Here is an 18893-nt window from a genome sequence, read left to right on the forward strand (position 1 = left end):
GAGTCGTTCCCCTCCGGACCTGACTCTCTCACTAGATATCTCGAAACTGAGTCTTCCACAAATGGGAGCTTTTGTGTAGGATCAACATGCACGCTTAAAAGAGGCAATTGAAATAGAGGGACGGGGCTTTAATAAAATAACAATTATGTAAGCAGGGACTTCCTTTGAGAAGGTCCCTGCTTTTTTAAATTAGAAGTGACGCTTTGCGCCTACATATTTGGATTTCCAATAAGAACTGGAGAGCTTTTGTGTCCTGACACCGTGAGAGGTAGCGGCAATAAACTCACCGGACCCCGTGTATATGCCCACAAATGAAACCTTGCCTTTTCCAGCCGTATCAAAGAATACAAGATCTCCAAACTTTAAATCGGATTGCTTTTTAACGACTTTTCCTTGCTTGTATTGATCCGCACTTGTGCGGGCGATTTTCTTTTTAGCAGCTGAATATGCATAGATATATTGAGTAAATCCGCTTGCATCGAATCCTTTAGGCGTCGTTCCTCCCCACTTAAATGGGGTCCCCGCGTATCTCTCCGCTACGGCAGCCACTTCCTCACCATAATTGATTGTGGCTTCTGCTTTTGAAAAAGGGGTGAAGACAAAAGCAGCAACTAATGAAAAAATGACCGCAGCATACACCCAAAACCTTGACTTACTTCCAACAACATTCATCCTTTTTACCTCCTGAAGTTAAATTCGCCAAACAATAATTATAGTATTGTTGCTATTTTTCGTTTATTCCACCGACGAAGATGAAAAGTTTTCGACATAGATTTTCTTGGCAGCAGCTGCCGTGAAGCTTTTGGAAGAAAAGAGAACAATAGAATTGGAACCCTCTAGTCCTGATAGATCCGCCTAATTAATAGCTCTCTTTTTTAAAGTAGAAGAATACCAGCTTTTTCTCTATTAACTTTAATAAGGAGTCTTTGGCAGTCCACTCCGTTAGCAGCACAGCGCAATTGAGGGTGATCACGACGCAATCGGGGTAGAGCACGGCGCAATCGAGGTAGAGCACAACTCAATTCGCCCCCAGTAAAGCTTAATCAGCCGCAGCATCTCCTAAACGCGCCAGCTTCTGATGGCAGCCTGAAACTAGAACCTATTATCCTCTCAAATTTCCCTCGTATTACTGATTACTGACTGCTTATTAGACGACTTCCCCACACCTCCGAGTAACAGTGCCCAGGCCTTCATCATACCCTGATTGGGAAAGTGTCTTTATTAATGAATGAGAATTCGAATGGTTTCAGGACCAGAGTAAATCTGAATATTGATGGAGGTTACCCATATGAATCAGTTTCAAAATGAACTTCAGCATTTGGATGTTGGAGAATTCCATGCCCAGCAGTTAGTACCGAGTGAGCAGGCTCATAATTATGGCCAAGATTCGCGATTAATTGGTGGTTTTGGATTTGTGTGTTTTGGCTGCTTTGGCTGTTTCCGCTGTGCTGGATGTGGCGGTTGCGGAGGCTGCGGCGGTTGTGCGCGTTGCGGCGGTTGTGGAGGCTGCGGTGGCTGTGCGAGATGTGGACGCTGTGCAGGCTGCGGTCGCTGCGGACGTTAAGCATTTTACATTATATATAGTTTTTCCTTACCCCTGCAGAAACTGGCTGCAGGGGTACTTCTTATAAGGAAAGACATATGAGACAAAGGGACGTACATAGAATCGTAGAAGGAAGTCAGCTCAGCTGGTAAGGAGGAGTGTCATGGTGAATGTAAAACCTTCGATGCGTTTGAAGGTCAAAAAGGGTACTTTTTTTATGCCAGAATCGAATGGAAGTGTTTATTTTAGAAATAATGCAGGTTCGTTTCGGATGGAAGGAAAGGCCATTCAACAATGGGTGGAGAAGCTGGTTCCCATGCTTAATGGAGAACACTCAATGGCTGATTTAACCGAAGGATTATCACTGCCCTACCGTACGCGTGTCTACGAAATGGCGGAAGTTCTCTATACGAATGGGTTTCTCCGAGATGTAAGTGAAGATCGTCATCACGAATTACATCCAGAGGTAGCGGCGAAATTCGCTTCCCAGATCGAATTTCTGGAGAGCTTCGGCGATTCTGCCTGCTTCCGGTTCCAGCAATACCGGCAAAAAAAAGTAATAGTCGTTGGTGAAGGAGACATGGTGATCGGTGTAGTGTCCGCTTTGCTTACCTCCGGGCTGGCAGGGGTTCATGTGATCATAACCGATGAGAATGAAAGCAGTCGTCGTCGCGTGAGGGAGCTTGAAGCCTGGGCAAGGGAATCGGATCCTGAGGCTGCTGTCAGCCTGGCCATGGAAAATCCTTTTTCCTGGACTGATGAAATCGAACCATATGAGGCGGTTTTTTGTGCTTCACACAAAGACCAACATGAGGAGAGGGAGGCTGTCCTAAAAGAGTGCCATAAAAAGCAAAAATGGTTTATCCCCATTCTATGCAGCGGAACAGCAGGATTTGCGGGTCCTATGGAAGAGCCCGGTTCGGTTCCTTGCTTTGAATCTGCATGGCGCAGTCTTCACACCCAAGAAGCAGACAAGGAGGCTGCGGAACGATCGATTTCCTCACCAGCCGCAGCGATGCTTACAAATGTGGCTGTGTTCGAATGGTTTAAAAAGGTGACCGGGGTGCCGGATGTTCATCCTTCCAACCATATGTTTGTCCTCACGAATGAAACTTTGGAAGGTAAGTGGCATCCGTTCAAACCAAATCCACTTGTAACAGGAAGCATAGCGGCCGAACGAGTAGAAAACGTACTGAAGGAAACGAAGGAAAAAGAAGAGAATCAGGAATGGTTGTATTACTTTAGTGAGATGGCGTCCGGACCATTAGGAATCTTGCATCGTTATGAAGAGGGAGATCTGCCCCAGCTGCCTTTATCTCAATGCGAGGTGCAAGCGGTTGATATTCAATTAGTGGAGCCACATCCAGGCATCATCTGTGCAGCGATGACCCATGAAGAAGCGAGAAAGGAAGCAGGACTTGCGGGAGTTGAACAGTATCTGGCGCCTTTAAAGCAAGATATTTTGAATGCTTTAGAAGCTGCCAAGGACCGGGGAGGCAGACTGTATTTAGGAGCGGGGGAATCAGGTACAAGAACAGCGATCAGCCGTGCCCTGACCAATATGCTTGAAGAAAATTGGAAAACGCAAGTGAACGAGGAGAAAGGAACACCCGCCAGACTGGAGTTACGTAAGGTGGAAGATGAACGCTGCCGCTTATATTATCAAGCGTTAACGACCATGAACAAAGAACCGGAATTAGGTATCGGAGAAGATGCTTATGGCTTTCCTGTGGTGTGGATAAAAAACCGTAACAATCAATGGTATGGAACCGTCGGATTTACTCGCACCCTCGCTTTACGCGAAGCGTTACGTCGGACCCTGGTAGAGGCACAAAATAACACCACCTTCCCTGAAGCATCCACAGTTTCAATCAAGGAGTTTAAAAAAGGATTGGTCCTACTCGTCGATGTTCCCTCCTGTGAGTCAGATGATCCGGAGGTGCTTCAGTCTGTCATTGAGCGGATAAAACGCAGCCATAAAGATCTTTCCTTTATAAAAGTAACCATGGATCCTTTTAAAGATGATGGCATCATTGATCTCTTTGGCGTGGTTGTGAGTAAGGAGGAATCAGGGTGAGCCCAATCATTGCAATGATCGGAAAAGGAAAGCTGCTTGAGCTTACGGCAGAGGAATTAAGCGCGCAATGGGAGCTTGTCCGGCTTCCTGATTTGAACACCCCTATCCCCGGAGGCACGACAATGATGTTGGTGCTGCGCGATGCCTGGGATCCATCGATCTATCTGCAGGCAGAAGCGGCGGCCAGGGAGTGCGGGGTGGTATGGATGCCGGCCTTCGCGAGCTTTGGTGCCGGTGTGGTCGGCCCGTTTGTACGACCCGGCCGAGCAGGCTGTTCACAATGTGCGGAGTCCCGGCGGCTGATGGCCGCTGTCGATCGTCAGGATTTGTGGAAGGTTCATCAAGCTCTAATTGAAAATCAAGACGCCCGACAGGATGAATGGGGGTCTGAAACAGCTTTCAAGCAAATGGCTTTTCTAATCAAAAGGGAAGTAGAGCAAGTGTTGAAAGGAAGGCCGTCTTCGCTCGAAGAATCGATTTACCGGATGGATCTTCGCAGCCTGGAGAGTTCACGTCATGTCATTTTACCGGATTCTACATGCGGAGTTTGCAGTATAACGCCCGATGATTCAGCTTCCGCTGCTGAAATAACGCTTGAGCCATGTATGAAGATTCATGAAAACAGCTATCGCTGCCGGTCAAAGGAAGGGTTAAGCGGCGTCCTTTCGAAAGATTATCTCGACCCGCGGACTGGATTGTTAAACAATAAACTGCAGGATTTTGAAACTCCGTTTGCCGATGTAATAGTCAACCTTCCTATCCTTGGCGGGGACGAAGGAACGGCAGGGAGAACCAATTCCTACGCAGAAAGTGAAATGACCGCCATACTTGAAGGGCTCGAACGATCCTGTGGGATGGACCCGCGGGGGAAACGAACCACCGTCTACGAAAGCTACAACAATCTCGATTCCGCTCTCCATCCGCTTCATGTAGGAGTTCATACGAACGAACAATACGCACAGCCCCATTTTCCTTTTACGGCTTTCCATCCAGATAAAAAAATGAACTGGGTGTGGGGCTGCTCCCTCCAGCAAAAATCCCCTGTGTTGGTTCCGGAGCGGCTGGCTTATTACAGCATGGGCTGCGGAGATGGGTTCGTTTTTGAGACTTCTAATGGATGTGCCCTCGGCGGAAGCCGGGAGGAAGCCATTTTTCACGGGATGCTCGAGGTGCTGGAACGGGATTCTTTTCTCATGACGTGGTATGCCAGACTCCCGCTTCCACGGATTGATCCGTACTCTTCGAAAGATAAAGAACTGAATTTAATGATCGATCGTATGCGGGAAGAAGCAGGCTACGATCTCTACTTGTACAATGCAACCCTCGAACACGGCATTCCGTGTATATTCACGATTATTAAAAAAATCGATCCTAATCAAGCGGGGATGAATCTTATTTGTGCAGCGGGTGCCCACCTGGATCCGGTCAAAGCGGTGAAAAGTGCGATTGCAGAAAGTATTGGCATGGTTAAACCATTGAATAAGGAATTCGAAAAGAATAAAGACAAATATGCTGCTATGCTGAATGATTCATCGCTTGTTCAGAAAATGGATGACCACGGAATGTTATATGGACTTCCCGAAGCAGAAGAACGGCTGGACTTTTTATTGAAAAAAGAGCAGCCGCAGCAGACATTTGCGGAGGCGTTTAGCGGGAAGCGGAACCACCCGGATCTTACGGATGATGTGAGAGATCTTCTGCAGACCTTCAGCGAGTTGGACCTCGATGTGATCGTAGTCGATCAAACCACACCCGAGATCCGAAGAAACGATCTTCACTGCGTAAAAGTATTAATTCCTGGGATGCTGCCTATGACGTTTGGTCACCACCTCACTCGCATCACAGGGCTTGAGAGAGTGTTACAAGTGCCGAAACAACTCGGTTATGTTAATCGGTCTCTCACGTTAGAGGATCTTAACCCTTATCCGCATCCATTTCCTTAAAAGGGGCCAAGGAGGCTAGTGATGAATCTAGATTTGTTCTTACAGCAGCTGCATTTTCAAAGTGACGTTGTGAATCCGCGTGAATGGGTAGTTGATTGGGAAGACGCTCCACTACCTTTCAAGATTTACCGGGGGTTGCAGGAGTTTCCGCTGCCTCATGATATTCCGCTTGATCCTAGAGAAGAGGGGGCGGGGTCGAACACGGCTCTTTCTGCCATTGGTTATTTTCTGTGGTACACCTATGGATTGACCCAGTTTAGCCACACAGCACTGCCGGCGGGTGGAGAAGACGTGGAGACGATTCAGTCCCTGCGGCGCTTCGCTCCCTCAGGCGGGGGTCTTTATCCAAACGAATTGTATATGTATTTGAAAGTGGAGGACCTGCCGCAGGGTGTCTATCATTATGATGTTGCTCACCATCGCCTTCTCTTACTTAGGGAAGGGAATTTTGACTCTTATTTGAATGCAGCTCTAGGCCATAACGCTGATTTTGAGAGTGGTTTCGGGGCAGTGATCATTACTTCGATGTTCTGGAAGAATTTCTTTAAATACCACAACTTCTCCTATCGTCTGCAGGGACTTGATGCCGGCGCGCTAATAGGCCAGCTGCTTGAGACGAGCCAATCCTTTCGTTTTTATGCCCAGGTTCATTTTCAATTTATGGATCGTGCGGTTAATGATCTGCTCGGTCTCGATGACAAGGAAGAAAGTGTATATGCAGTGATCCCTATGTCCACATCGAAACAACCTGGTCTTCAGAGAGACAGCAGAACAGAACGAAGCGCGGAGGATTTGTGTACTGAACTTCCAAAGCTTGAAACCAGCTATTTTCAAAGATCCCAAAACGTGAAGGAATTCTCTCAAATCATCCAGGTCAATCAAAGCTCGATGATAGAGTCGCCTGGATTATTCCGCCGGCTGAAAAAAGGAAAAGAGAATACGGAGGGCAGGTCGAAAATTCCTTTGCCTGTTGGAGAAAAGTTGAACGAAGATGCATTCGAGGTATTCCGAAACCGCCATTCCCCGGAGATGGATTTTATACCAGAAAAGATAGAGTTAGCCAAGCTTGCTGCCCTGCTTCAGCATGCATGCGCTCCCTTTCCATCTCCAACGGACCTCGATAGAGAGGGGGATCCGGTTTCTCGCCTATCCCTATACGGATGTTTCTATCAAGTGGAAGGGATCACGGATGGAGCTTACCGGTATGACAGTCTCTCTCATTCGTTAATAAAACTAAAAGAGGGGGACTTTCGTCCGGAGCTGCAGGCGGGAATGAACATGGATTACGTCAATTTTCATCAGATCCCTATCTGTCTTCATATAGCAGGAGATCGGTCCTTTTATAAAAATGAGCTGGGGCACAGAGGGTACAGAATAGAGCACATGGAAGCGGGGGTGCTGCTGCAGCGTCTATTGCTCTCGGCAAGTGCGCTTGGTATGAACGGCCACCCACTACTTGGATTCGATGTGAACCATTGTGATTCCCTCTATGATTTGAAAGCATGCGATCAGACCACTCTCATCCAGATTCCTGTTGGATGTCACCGCCCGAAGAGCCGTCTGATTGGCGGCATGCATAGTTAGGCGGCTGCTACGACGTTTCTTTTAACGGAGAGTTCCCCTGACGGTTAAATTGAATGTTTCGTTTAATGGAGAAAAGGACGCATGCTGCCCAGCCTGCAATGAGGACGGTATAAATGAGTGTCAGCGCATCACCGCTGATGGAAACGGACTGCAGTACAGTGCGCAGATTCACTAGAATAATGAAACCACCGGCAAGCACTCCGAGAATCAGAGCTGGAAGAATCCGAACCAGCCAGGCGGCAAGTGGGGCGGCCAGAACTCCCCCAATAACAAAAGCCGCAACCCACAGCCAGTTGAACTGATCGATTCCTAAAAATATAAGAAAACCGAGGGTGGCAGAAGTCGTCACGGCGAACTCGGTCGTATCCACCGTACCGATGACTTTTCTAGGGGTCGCTCCCTTTTGCGATAGGAGCACAGGAGTGTTGATAGGACCCCATCCACCGCCGCCTATGGAATCCATGAATCCTGCCAGGAAGCCAAGCGGGTACAGAAAGCGTTTTTTGAGCGGCTTTCTCTTCTGGTTCTCATTTGACGGGCGCAGGAAAAGAAAACGAGCGATGATATAAATCCCGAGCAAAAGTAAGAAAGAGGAGATAAAAGGCTTAATCATATCTCCAGGCAAATTGCTAAGAAAAGCAGCTCCCAAAAATGCGCTGACCGCTCCTGGAACAATTAAGGTCAGGGCTAATTTTTTATCCAGGTTTCCGAACTTATAGTGTGAAAACCCTGAAACGCCTGTTGTAGTGATTTCAGACATATGGATCGAAGAGGAGGCAATTGCGGGAGCCACTCCGTAGGCGAGCAAAAGGGAGGAAGAGCTGAGTCCAAAAGCCATCCCCAGCGCACCGTCGATCAGCTGGGCAAAAAAACCGACGAACGAAAAAATAAGTAATCTTCTCAAGTTACATCACTCCTGTTTCTATAATTTATTATTCTGATTGATTTACTTGGTTTTATGTTTAAAAAAATCTAGCTGTTATGTATTCCTGACCAGGCTTACAGAGCAAAGAAGAACGAGTTGTTTTCTAAGCAGTTTCCATCTCAATTCTTACACTATATGGACCTGAAATGAATAAAGTCACTTCTTTGTTAAAGTTTATGTTTGTTTTTTCCTTAAAAGCTTATTACACAATAGGGCCGTTTACTTTAAGACTCAGTTTCGAGATATACTGGGTCCGTTGCCATAAAAAATGAGAGCTGGTGGGGAAATAACTCGTCTTGTTCCATCACCCAGACACTCGAGACATAAGCCGTTCATCAACGGACGGAAAGACCACCGTCCGTTGATGCTCGGCTTATGCTGTTCGTGTCTATCGGGGTGATTCCACATTTGGACACTTTCCTATGGCCCTAAACGACCCTGCGTCATGCAGGGCCGGAAAGCGAGTCGTTCCCCGCAGGACCTAACTTTCTCACTAGATATCTCGAAACTGAGTCTTCCAGTATCGGGAGTTTAACTTTAATATCTACACGGAAGTTCAACAGAGCTAAAATAACAATGCGTAACAGAGCATTCTGTAAAAAGGCTAAGAAAAAACCTCTTCCCTGAGGAAAGAGGTGAAAAGCTGAATAGCTTAACCTTATCTCTCAGACAATGTCTGCTGGAATGAGCACCTTCTCCAACTAGGAGAGGTTGCTGCGGGATCAACGGACCAGATTCCTTCCCCGGCTCTTTATAAGGATTATTTAATTTTAAAATTAAGATACTATTCAATCTAAAGGGGAAAGGTAAGTCCTGTCAAGAACGATTTTTAAAAATACAGAATATTTAAATTAAGCATTGACATATAGTAAAAAGGGGCATAAGATTTTAATCAATCACATTTCAAAAAAATTCAATCATCGTTTTCTTATCTAGAGAGGTGGAGGGACTGGCCCTTTGAAGCCTCGGCAACGGGTCAACAGACGCTGTGCCAATTCCAGCAAGCTATCACTTGAAAGATGAGAAGATGAGACGCTGGCTTATTCATGCTGTACGCCTCTCTTCTTTTTTCAAGGAGAGAGGTTTTTGATTTGTAGCGTTTTGTTTTGTGGGAAGGGAGGATAAAAATGACTAATCCAGCCATAACTTATGAAGAGTTCACAGGCGATCCTTTTGAAAATCTGGGCCCTGAAGGAGAAACCAAGGGGGCACTTGAAGTACTGAAATGGGCTTATGATACCTATGGTTCTTCGATTACCTACGCCTGCAGCTTTGGCGCTGAAGGAATTGTACTCATAGATTTAATAGCAAAAGTTAAAAAAGATGCCCACATCGTTTTTCTTGATACGGAAATTCATTTTCAGGAAACATACGATTTAATCGATAAGGTGAAGAAAAAATACCCGGACTTGAATATTGAAATGAAAAAACCGGAATTAACACTGGATCAGCAGGCCGAAAAACATGGCTCAGCCTTATGGAAACGAGAGCCGGACAAATGCTGCTTCATCCGTAAAATTAAACCGCTGGAAGAAGCTTTGAGCGGGGCCACAGCCTGGGTTTCCGGACTGCGCCGCGAACAGTCAGTAAGCCGAAGTCATACGAATTTTGTTAATAAAGATGACCGTTTTGAATCGATTAAGGTTTGTCCCCTTATTTACTGGACATGGGACGACGTATGGCAATATATCCGACTAAACGACTTGGATTACAATGATTTGCACGATAAAGGATATCCAAGTATTGGATGCATCCCTTGTACGTTTGCAGCGGACAGCAATGATCGCTCAGGACGATGGAAAGGCTTTAACAAGACCGAGTGCGGTCTTCATACGACAGGTAACAACGAGAGTGAATAAAGGAGGAAATCACATGTCTACAATTATCGCTCCCCACGGCGGGACGCTTGTCAATCAAATAAACGAAGGAGCTGACACTTCAGCCCTTACCACAAAAATTGAACTGGATGCCATGGCTTTAAGTGATTTAGAACTGATCGGGAACGGGGCCTACAGCCCCTTAACCGGTTTTCTGAATCAAGAAGATTATCATTCCGTCGTTGAGAATATGAGGCTGAAAGACGGAACACCGTGGAGCATTCCCATTACGCTGCCCGTAAATAAAGAAAAGGCGAATGAGCTTCAGCCGGGACAGAAAGCCGCGCTCGTTCAAAACGGTACGACATACGGTACGATCACGATTAGTGAAGTCTATTCATCGGATAAAGAAAAAGAAGCAGAGAATGTGTACTTAACCAAAGAATCCGCGCATCCCGGCGTAAATAAACTTTACGGCCGTCCGGACTATTACGTGGCCGGGGAAATTGAACTGACAAAACGTGCGGAAAAGGAACATGACGAAAAGTTCTACCTGGACCCTGCCCAGTCGAGAGACTTATTTAAGGACCTGGGCTGGAGTAAAGTCGTTGGTTTCCAAACCCGTAATCCGGTTCACCGCGCTCACGAATATATTCAAAAAGCGTCCTTGGAAACGGTAGATGGACTGTTCTTAAATCCACTTGTCGGCGAAACGAAAAGCGACGACATTCCGAGTGATGTAAGGATGAAGAGCTACCAGGTGCTGCTCGAAAACTACTATCCGGCGAATCGTGTTGTGCTTGCTGTCTTTAGTGCGGCTATGCGCTATGCTGGTCCACGTGAAGCTATTTTTCACAGTCTTGTCCGTAAGAACTTCGGCTGCTCCCACTTCATTGTCGGCCGTGACCACGCAGGAGTAGGCGATTACTACGGAACTTACGACGCTCAGAAAATCTTTAGTCATTTCACAGAAGATGAACTGGGAATAACGCCAATGTTCTTTGAGCACAGCTTCTACTGCCAGGCGTGTGAAGCAATGGCTTCCCACAAGACGTGCCCACATGATGCCAAACACCACGTCATTCTTTCCGGTACAAAGGTACGTGAACTGCTCAGAAATGGCGAAAAACCGCCAAAAACGTTCAGCCGTCCCGAGGTCGTTGAGACGCTAATTGAAGGACTACGAGATAAACAAACCACTGACTCATAACGGAAAGGATGATGGATATGGGATCCAATCTCACGTGGCATGATGCTGCAGTAAATGTAAACGATTATCGAAAAAAGAACGGACACCATAGCGGAGTGATCTGGCTGACCGGTTTATCTGGATCCGGGAAATCAACCATTGCGAATTTAGTCAATAAGCAGTTGTTCGAAAAAGGGCTGCAAACGTACTTACTGGATGGGGATAACATTCGGCAGGGGTTGAATAGCGATCTTGGTTTTTCAGCAGAGGACCGAAAAGAAAATATCCGCCGGATCGGCGAGGTCGCGAAGCTCTTTGCTGACAGCGGATCGATCGTTCTGACGGCTTTTATCTCTCCCTATCAGGAGGACCGCGATCAGGTAAGAAAGTTATTTAACAAAGACGAATTTCTGGAAGTCCACGTGGATTGTCCTGTAGAAGAGTGTGAGAAGCGCGATCCAAAAGGCTTGTACAAGAAAGCAAGAAAAGGTGAAATCAAAGGCTTTACCGGTGTAGATGCTCCTTATGAAGCACCCGCTTCCCCTGAGCTCAGATTAGAATCCGGCAGTCTGGATGAGCAGGCATGTGCGGACCGGCTTGTTGCTTTCTTAATCGAAAAGGGGTGGGTCAAAGGATGAGCAAAGTATTTATCGTTGGTGCAGGACCAGGAGATGTGGATTTAATTACCGTCAAAGGGTTAAAGGCCATTCAGCAGGCAGACGTGATCCTTTACGACCGTCTTGTCAATCAGGAGCTTTTAGATGAAGCAGGAGAGCGAACCGAACTTGTGTATTGTGGAAAAAGCCCGAACAACCACTCCCTCAGTCAATCGAGCATTAACGGTCTGTTATGCAAATTTGCGCTTCAAGGAAAAACCGTCACTCGTCTGAAAGGCGGCGACCCTTTCGTCTTCGGACGGGGTGGAGAAGAGGCGGAGGCCCTATCCAAACGAGGGATTCCATACGAAATTGTTCCGGGCATCACTTCTGGAATTGCTGCTCCAGCTTATGCAGGCATCCCGGTCACCCACCGTGATTTCAGTTCGTCTGTCGCTTTTATCTCAGGGGTCAGTAAACTTGGAATCGACGAAGAAGCCTACTGGGAGAGCGTTGTGAAAAGCATGGATACCTTGTGCATATACATGGGCGTAAAGAAACTGCCTGACATTTGTGAAAGGCTGATCCGTCATGGACGTTCGGCTGATACACCGATTGCGCTCGTGCAATGGGGAACAACGGAACACCAACAGACGGTGACAGGAACGGTTTCCACAATCGTAGAAAAAGCAAAAGATATAGCCAATCCATCCATGATCGTCGTGGGGGAAGTGGTGAAGCTTCGGGATTCACTGCAGTGGTTTGAATCCCTTCCACAACAGGAAGAGAATCCATTTCATCAAGTAGTGGGCTAAAGAGGAGGAAAAATATGCAGGCCGTATTATACGTAAGTCATGGAAGTCGAGTCGAAGAAACAAGAAGCGAAGCAGTCGCCTGTATCGAGAAAGCGCAGGCCCATGTGAACGTTCCCTTATACAAAATCTGTTACCTGGAGATTGCTTCTCCTAATGTCGCGGATGGAGTAGAGGAACTGGTTCAAAACGGGGCTTCTGAAATTGCTGTCGTTCCTGTGCTTCTTCTGTCAGCGGGTCATTACTATAAGGATCTTCCAGAAGAAATCAAGCATATGCAGGAGCGCTTTCCTTCCATCACCTTTACGTATGGGAAACCGCTCGGCGTACAGGACCGGCTGGTTGATGTCCTGGTTGACCGTATTGAATCCACCACAACATTACAAAATTCTCCATTGAATCTTCTTTTAGTGGGCAGAGGCAGCCGCAAGCCGGAAACGAAGCGTGATATTGAATCCATTGCAAACAAACTGAAAAGTAAAACCAATGCTTCAAACGTCGACGTCTGCTATTTGGCTGCATGTGGTCCCACGTTTCAAGAAGGGCTGGAGACTTCTCTAAGCCGAGCAGGGGAAGGGGCGATTGTCGTTCCCTATTTATGGTTTACGGGACTGTTGATCCGTTCTATGCAGGAGAGAATCGATGAGCTTAAGGCTGCAGGTCATTCGATCGAAATGACTCACTATTTACAGGATCACCCTGGAATAGTAGAGGCGCTCGCAGACCGGGTGAAGGAAGCATTACAGAACAAGGAATCGTTTCCGGTCCTGTCCTAAAGAAAGGAGTTGAGGGTATGGCATTCGCACCGCTGATGGTCCAGCTGGAAAATCGCAGGGCCGTCATTATTGGAGGGGGAAAGGTGGCTTGTAAACGAGCCCGTACATTAATTGAAAGCGGGGCGCAGGTTACCGTTGTGAGCCCTCACTTAACTTCTGAACTGAGTGTCATGGCAGAGGACTCCGTAGTGGCATGGAAGAAAAAGCTCTTCCAGCCAAAGGATATTAAAGATGCTTACATAGTGGTGATTGCGACCAATAACGAACTGGTGAATGAACAGGTATGGCAGTCTTCCTCCAGGGTTCCGCTCGTAAATGTCACAGGCGAGGCGGAACGAGGCAACCTTCAGTTTCCGGGTCATATTAAACGCGGGAGACTGTCGATCGCAGTTTCGACGGGAGGAGCAAGTCCCAAGCTTGCCTCACGAATGAAAGAGGAACTCGAACAGAAGTACGATCATACTTATGAGGACTACGTTGACTTCTTATATACATGCCGCCTGTACATTAAACGATCCCGTCTTTCGAGTGAAGAGAAACAGGAAACCCTTAAACAGCTCGTCGAGGAGGATTATAGGGAGGAAGCGAAGCAGCACATAATGCTGGAATGGCTTAAGCAAAAAACGGAAGGAGGGGATGACGATGAGTGAACTGCAAGGAAAGCGGGTGGCCGTAGCAGCTGATCGAAGAGCGGAAGAAATCGGAACACTGATCCGGAATTTTGGCGGAGAACCAGTGGTGTATTCTATTCAGGGAAAAATGAACCTGGATGAATCCACAAGCGCTGGAAACGTCCGCGATTTGATCGCCGGTTCATTTGATTGGGTGATCTTAACGACAGGAATCGGAGCCAGAACGCTTGCCGACTCGGCTCATAAGAATGAGTTGCACGAGGATTTTATAGAAAAATTAAGAACCAGCCGACTGGCCATACGTGGGAAGAAGACGACGGACTGGATGAAAGAACATCAACTTAAGCCCGAACTACTGGCTGCTGATGGGACGATGGCTGAACTGATGAAGGAATTGAGAGCGGCGCCGGAACGAGGAAGCGTATTTCTTCAAGCCTATAACCTTGACGATGCGAAGTGGAAATCGACCCTGGAAGAGATGGGGCATGAGGTTTATCTCTCTCAGCCTTACTCCTTTGAAAAACCGAAAACAGCCCATCTTCAGGAATTAAAAATGGAGATTTTTGACCAATCTGTCGAAGCGGTTGTATTTACAAGTAAAACGCAAGTAAAAAATTTATTTGAGGATACCGAAGATCAGGAAACCTTAATTCACAAGTTTAATGACCAGGTACTGGCGGTTGCGGTTGGAAAAGTAACAGCAAAAGAGCTGGAAGATCAGGGAATTACTGAAGTTCTCCAGCCGGAAAATCAGAAAATGGGTGCCATGGTAGTTAAACTGAATCAATACTTTAAACAGCTGACCCAAAGTTATTAATCGATTTTTACAGGAGGTGGTTTTTTTGCCATTAGAGGTTATGAACAGCCCATTTAATCAGGATCAAGCCGATCTGTTAAACCGTTTACTGCCGACGTTAAATGAAAAGCAGAAGATATGGCTGAGCGGTTATTTATCCAGTGCAGCAACAGAAGCTGATACGGCCGTCCAAGTCCCGGAAACGGGCGGGCAGACACAAGAAACAACAGTGGAAGCGACAAGAGAGATTACCATTTTATTCGGATCTCATACTGGCAATTGCCAGGCCTTAGCGGATGAATACGCAGGCAAATTAAAAGAGCAGGACTATCAAGTCACGGTTTCATCTATGGATGATTTTAAACCGAAAGCCCTAAAAAAAGTGGAAGACCTGCTCGTGCTTACGAGTACTCATGGAGATGGGGATCCGCCGGATAATGCTCTTTCTTTCTACGATTTTCTATTCAGCAAACGTGCCCCGAAACTTGACGGTGTGCGATTCTCTGTTCTCTCCTTAGGGGACAGTTCATACGAATTCTTCTGTCAGACAGGCAAAGATATTGATCAGAAGCTTGAGGAGCTCGGAGCAGAGCGCATTTATCCTAGAGTCGACTGTGACCTTGATTTTGAAGAGCCAGCGGGTGAATGGTTCGATGGTGTACTCGCTCTATTAAATGAGCAGAAGGCAGGCAGTGGCAGTCAAGCACCATCTGCCACTAGCCAGTCCGTCCAGGCAGACGACACACCAGTTTATTCCCGCGCCCATCCATTCCACGCTGAGATTCTGGAAAACATTAATTTGAATGGACGTAGGTCCAATAAAGAAACACGCCATCTGGAACTGGATCTGGAGGGATCGAATCTATCTTATGAACCCGGAGACAGCCTGGCGATCTTCCCGGAAAATGATGAATCGCTCGTCGATCAACTGATTAAAGAGATGGGATGGAATCCAGAGGAATCCGTTCCGATTAATAAAGACGGAGAAATTCGTTCCGTCAGAGAGGCGCTTTTGTCAACCTACGAAACGACTTGTCTAACGAAGCCATTGCTTGAAAAAGCGCAGACGCTGACGGATAACGAACAGCTGACGGAGCTGCTTGAGGATTCTGAGCAGTGGAAAGCCTATATTTACGGGCGGGATCTGCTTGATTTCGTGCAGGATTTCGGTCCTTGGAAAGGGACTGTGCATGACTTCATCGGCATCCTTAGAAAAATTCCTGTCCGTCTATATTCCATTGCGAGCAGCCAGGCTGCCAATCCAGATGAGGTTCATCTGACCATTGGTGCTCTGCGATATGAGGCCCACGGTCGGCAGCGTTTAGGTGTCTGCTCGATTCAGTGTGCTGAGCGCGCGAGTCATGGAGACCAGCTATCTGTTTTTGTTCAAAAAAATCCGAATTTCAAATTGCCGGAAAATCCTGAGGCGCCGGTGCTTATGATTGGAGCCGGCACAGGTGTTGCCCCGTACCGTTCATTCCTTGAAGAACGGGAGGAAACGGAAGCACCCGGCAAGAATTGGCTGTTCTTTGGTGAACAGCATTTCGTCAGCGATTTTCTATACCAGGTGGAGTGGCAGCGCTGGTTAAATGAAGGCGTACTAACGAACATGGATGTCGCTTTTTCACGTGATAACGAAGAGAAAGTTTATGTGCAGCACCGCCTGCTTGAGAAAAGCGCTGAAGTCTATCAATGGCTCCAGGACGGGACGTATGTGTATGTCTGCGGTGATGAAAAGTATATGGCAAAGGATGTTCATGAAGCTTTAATCACGATTGCTGAAAAAGAAGGAAATATGTCCCGTGAAGATGCGGAATCGTATATCGATAATTTAAGAAAAGAAAAACGTTACCAGCGCGATGTTTATTAAAGGGGAAGAGAAAGGAGCGATTGGATGAGTAAAGAAAGAGACAGCCAGCAGCATGGTCCTCCTAGTGAAATGGAAGGGATTAAGAAAGAAAGCCGGTATTTGCGGGGATCGCTTGTGGAGAGTCTGCAAAATCCGATTACGGGTAGTGTGCCAGATTCAGATACAAAACTTATGAAGTTCCACGGCAGTTATATGCAGGACGACCGGGATCTGAGGCAGGAGCGTAAGCAGCAGAAGCTTGAGCCTGCTTATCAATTTATGACGCGGGTTCGCTTACCGGGTGGAGTGGCGACTCCGGATCAGTGGCTGGTGATGGATGAGATTGCCAATACGTATGGCAATCATACGCTGAAGCTGACGACCCGGCAGACGTTTCAAACGCACGGCGTATTGAAATGGAATATGAAAAAGCAGATTCAAATGATCAACGATTCTCTGATGGATACGATTGCTGCCTGTGGGGACGTGAACCGGAATGTGATGTGCAATGCCAATCCGTATCAGTCGGATATTCATGGTGAGATTTTTGAATGGTCAAAAAAGGTAAGTGAGCACTTGCTGCCGCGCACGCAGGCTTATCATGAAATTTGGCTTGATGGCGAAAAAGTGGAAGACAGCAAGGATGAATACGAAGTCGAACCGATTTACGGCTCGCTTTATCTGCCGCGGAAGTTCAAGATCGGAATCGCGGTGCCGCCTTCCAATGACATTGATGTCTATTCCCAGGATCTTGGTTTTATTGCTATCGTGGAGAACAACGAACTGAAAGGCTTTAACGTGGCCGTCGGCGGTGGTATGGGCATGACTCATGGCGACACGAATACGTATCCGCAAGTGTCACGTGTGATCGGATTCTGCGAGCCTGAAAAAATCGTTGATGTGGCAGAGAAAATATTAACGATACAGCGTGACTACGGAAATCGGTCGGAAAGAAAAAATGCCCGGTTCAAATACACGGTGGATCGCCATGGACTTGACTGGGTGCGGCAGGAACTTCATGACCGCCTCGGCTGGGAGCTGGAAGAAGAGCGTTCTTATATGTTCGACCATAATGGCGACCGCTATGGCTGGGTCGAAGGCGACGGTCTGTGGCATCTGACCCTGTTTATCCAAAACGGCAGGATCAAGGACTCCGAGGACAACCAGGTTATGACGGGCCTTCGCGAAATTGCGAAAGTTCATGACGGCGAATTCCGCCTGACACCAAACCAGAACGTGATCATTGCCCGGGTCGAAGAAGAGAAGAAGCAGGAAATTGATGAGCTAGTGGAACAGTACGGCTTGACCGACGGGCGTTACAACTCCGCCCTGCGCAGAAATTCCATGGCTTGTGTCGCTTTTCCAACGTGTGGCCTTGCGATGGCGGAATCAGAACGCTATCTGCCATCCTTAATTGATAAAATGGATGATGTGATTGACGAAGCGGGTCTTCAGGATGAAGAAATCGTCATCCGGATGAGCGGCTGCCCTAACGGTTGTTCACGACCGGCGCTCAGTGAGATCGGTTTTATTGGAAAAGGACCTGGCAAATATAATATGTATTTAGGCGGAGGTTTCACAGGAAATCGCCTGAATAAACTGTACAAGGAAAACATTGGCGAAGAAGAGATTTTAGGCACGATCAAGCCGATGCTGTTCGAATACGCGAAAGAGCGGCAGGAGAATGAGCATTTCGGAGATTATGTCATTCGCGCCGGTTACATTGAGGAAGTGCAGTCTGGTCTCGATTTTCATTCTTAATATATAATGTAACGTGCATAGCAATCAAGCTGGTTCCTAAGTGAGCCAGCTTGATTGTTTTTTATCGGAAAAATGAAATTAGACCGTGAACACGTGAGTGATTTTCGCTTTAGGGTTTTTAGCTAAATAGGTTTTTTTAGCGGTTTCCCGATGAGGCGCGTAGATGGTTGCTTTTTTAATAACGCCGCCGGTTACCTGGTGATAAATTACGTATTTTCCGTTCATATGACTCCATCCCATCTTAGAGAATTTTTATTCGTATCTAGTATGGGTAGATCGGCCTGATATTATAACTATATTTTGTTATATGTTGATCTTACAGTAAAGCTCCCTTTTCTGTAAGACTCAGTTTCGAGATAACTCGGGTCCGTTGCCAAGAAAGGATGAGGGCGGCTACAGAAACAACTCGCTTTCCTGCGGGGGAACTGGCAAGCCTCCTCAGTCGTTAACACTCCTTGTGGGGTCTCGCCTAGCTCCTTCTCCCGCGGGAGTCTCGTAGTTTCCTCCGCCACCCCGGCCATTTCATGTGAACGGACCCCTGCTAATAGGAAAAACGGGAAACCTGAAATCGTCCTAAATGCTTCTATAGCGGC

16 protein-coding genes and 2 riboswitches are annotated in these 18893 nt (G+C 47.1%); of the genes, 13 read left to right on the forward strand and 3 right to left on the reverse strand.

The window, feature by feature from the left end:
* Nucleotides 1-189 precede the first annotated feature (189 nt).
* Entirely contained in the window at nucleotides 190-672 is a 483-nt protein-coding gene (locus HBHAL_RS08260; RefSeq protein ID WP_014642911.1) for a C40 family peptidase, read from the reverse strand.
* Nucleotides 673-1412: 740 nt separating this feature from the next.
* On the opposite strand from HBHAL_RS08260, the gene HBHAL_RS21460 reads away from it, so the two are divergent.
* The 4 genes from HBHAL_RS21460 (at nucleotide 1413) to HBHAL_RS08280 (ending at nucleotide 7147) form a co-directional block, all read left to right on the forward strand.
* Complete coding sequence (locus HBHAL_RS21460; protein ID WP_041601290.1) at nucleotides 1413-1631, forward strand: hypothetical protein; 219 nt, start codon at nucleotides 1413-1415, stop codon at nucleotides 1629-1631.
* Between the two features lie 75 nt (nucleotides 1632-1706).
* Nucleotides 1707-3620 (forward strand): ThiF family adenylyltransferase, encoded by a 1914-nt coding sequence (locus HBHAL_RS08270; protein WP_014642914.1) that lies wholly within the window; start codon nucleotides 1707-1709, stop codon nucleotides 3618-3620.
* Nucleotides 3617-5563, forward strand: coding sequence for a TOMM precursor leader peptide-binding protein (locus HBHAL_RS08275; RefSeq protein ID WP_014642915.1), 1947 nt, complete (start codon nucleotides 3617-3619; stop codon nucleotides 5561-5563). The genes HBHAL_RS08270 and HBHAL_RS08275 overlap by 4 nt, the downstream gene beginning before the upstream one ends.
* 21 nt (nucleotides 5564-5584) lie before the next feature.
* Entirely contained in the window at nucleotides 5585-7147 is a 1563-nt protein-coding gene (locus tag HBHAL_RS08280; protein WP_014642916.1) for a SagB/ThcOx family dehydrogenase, read from the forward strand.
* A gap of 7 nt (nucleotides 7148-7154) precedes the next feature.
* On the opposite strand, the gene HBHAL_RS08285 is transcribed toward HBHAL_RS08280, so the two are convergent.
* The gene (locus HBHAL_RS08285; protein ID WP_014642917.1) at nucleotides 7155-8051 is read right to left on the reverse strand and encodes a sulfite exporter TauE/SafE family protein; all 897 of its coding nucleotides are present in this window, start codon (nucleotides 8049-8051) and stop codon (nucleotides 7155-7157) included.
* A gap of 676 nt (nucleotides 8052-8727) precedes the next feature.
* A riboswitch (SAM riboswitch) is annotated at nucleotides 8728-8832 on the reverse strand.
* Nucleotides 8833-8997: 165 nt separating this feature from the next.
* Nucleotides 8998-9098: riboswitch (SAM riboswitch) on the forward strand.
* Between the two features lie 101 nt (nucleotides 9099-9199).
* On the opposite strand from HBHAL_RS08285, the gene HBHAL_RS08290 reads away from it, so the two are divergent.
* Genes HBHAL_RS08290 through cysI form a run of 9 tightly spaced genes read left to right on the forward strand, consistent with a single transcriptional unit; the run spans nucleotide 9200 to nucleotide 18300 of the window.
* On the forward strand, nucleotides 9200-9931 hold the full coding sequence (locus HBHAL_RS08290) for a phosphoadenylyl-sulfate reductase (protein WP_014642919.1): 732 nt from the start codon (nucleotides 9200-9202) through the stop codon (nucleotides 9929-9931).
* A 13-nt stretch (nucleotides 9932-9944) separates the two neighbouring features.
* Nucleotides 9945-11099 carry a sulfate adenylyltransferase gene (gene sat, locus HBHAL_RS08295; RefSeq protein WP_014642920.1) on the forward strand — a complete coding sequence of 385 codons (1155 nt, stop codon included), beginning with the start codon at nucleotides 9945-9947 and terminating at the stop codon, nucleotides 11097-11099.
* Between the two features lie 17 nt (nucleotides 11100-11116).
* Complete coding sequence (cysC, locus tag HBHAL_RS08300) at nucleotides 11117-11716, forward strand: adenylyl-sulfate kinase (protein ID WP_014642921.1); 600 nt, start codon at nucleotides 11117-11119, stop codon at nucleotides 11714-11716.
* Entirely contained in the window at nucleotides 11713-12489 is a 777-nt protein-coding gene (gene cobA, locus HBHAL_RS08305) for a uroporphyrinogen-III C-methyltransferase (RefSeq protein ID WP_014642922.1), read from the forward strand. Before cysC ends, cobA begins: the two co-directional genes overlap by 4 nt.
* Nucleotides 12468-13262, forward strand: a complete 795-nt coding sequence (locus tag HBHAL_RS08310; RefSeq protein WP_269448433.1) for a sirohydrochlorin chelatase — start codon at nucleotides 12468-12470, stop codon at nucleotides 13260-13262. The genes cobA and HBHAL_RS08310 overlap by 22 nt, the downstream gene beginning before the upstream one ends.
* Before the next feature lie 17 nt (nucleotides 13263-13279).
* Nucleotides 13280-13912 carry an NAD(P)-binding protein gene (locus tag HBHAL_RS08315; RefSeq protein ID WP_014642924.1) on the forward strand — a complete coding sequence of 211 codons (633 nt, stop codon included), beginning with the start codon at nucleotides 13280-13282 and terminating at the stop codon, nucleotides 13910-13912.
* Nucleotides 13905-14711, forward strand: a complete 807-nt coding sequence (locus tag HBHAL_RS08320; protein WP_014642925.1) for a uroporphyrinogen-III synthase — start codon at nucleotides 13905-13907, stop codon at nucleotides 14709-14711. The genes HBHAL_RS08315 and HBHAL_RS08320 overlap by 8 nt, the downstream gene beginning before the upstream one ends.
* A 25-nt stretch (nucleotides 14712-14736) precedes the next feature.
* Nucleotides 14737-16560 carry an assimilatory sulfite reductase (NADPH) flavoprotein subunit gene (locus tag HBHAL_RS08325; RefSeq protein WP_014642926.1) on the forward strand — a complete coding sequence of 608 codons (1824 nt, stop codon included), beginning with the start codon at nucleotides 14737-14739 and terminating at the stop codon, nucleotides 16558-16560.
* A gap of 24 nt (nucleotides 16561-16584) precedes the next feature.
* The gene (gene cysI, locus HBHAL_RS08330; protein ID WP_014642927.1) at nucleotides 16585-18300 is read left to right on the forward strand and encodes an assimilatory sulfite reductase (NADPH) hemoprotein subunit; all 1716 of its coding nucleotides are present in this window, start codon (nucleotides 16585-16587) and stop codon (nucleotides 18298-18300) included.
* Between the two features lie 78 nt (nucleotides 18301-18378).
* Here the strand turns inward: cysI and HBHAL_RS21465 are convergent, their stop codons facing one another.
* A complete protein-coding gene (locus tag HBHAL_RS21465; protein ID WP_158512365.1) occupies nucleotides 18379-18525 on the reverse strand; it encodes a hypothetical protein in 147 nt (48 codons plus the stop codon).
* Nucleotides 18526-18893 lie beyond the last annotated feature (368 nt).

This window comes from Halobacillus halophilus DSM 2266 (genome assembly GCF_000284515.1).
GTDB lineage: Bacteria > Bacillota > Bacilli > Bacillales > Halobacillaceae > Halobacillus > Halobacillus halophilus.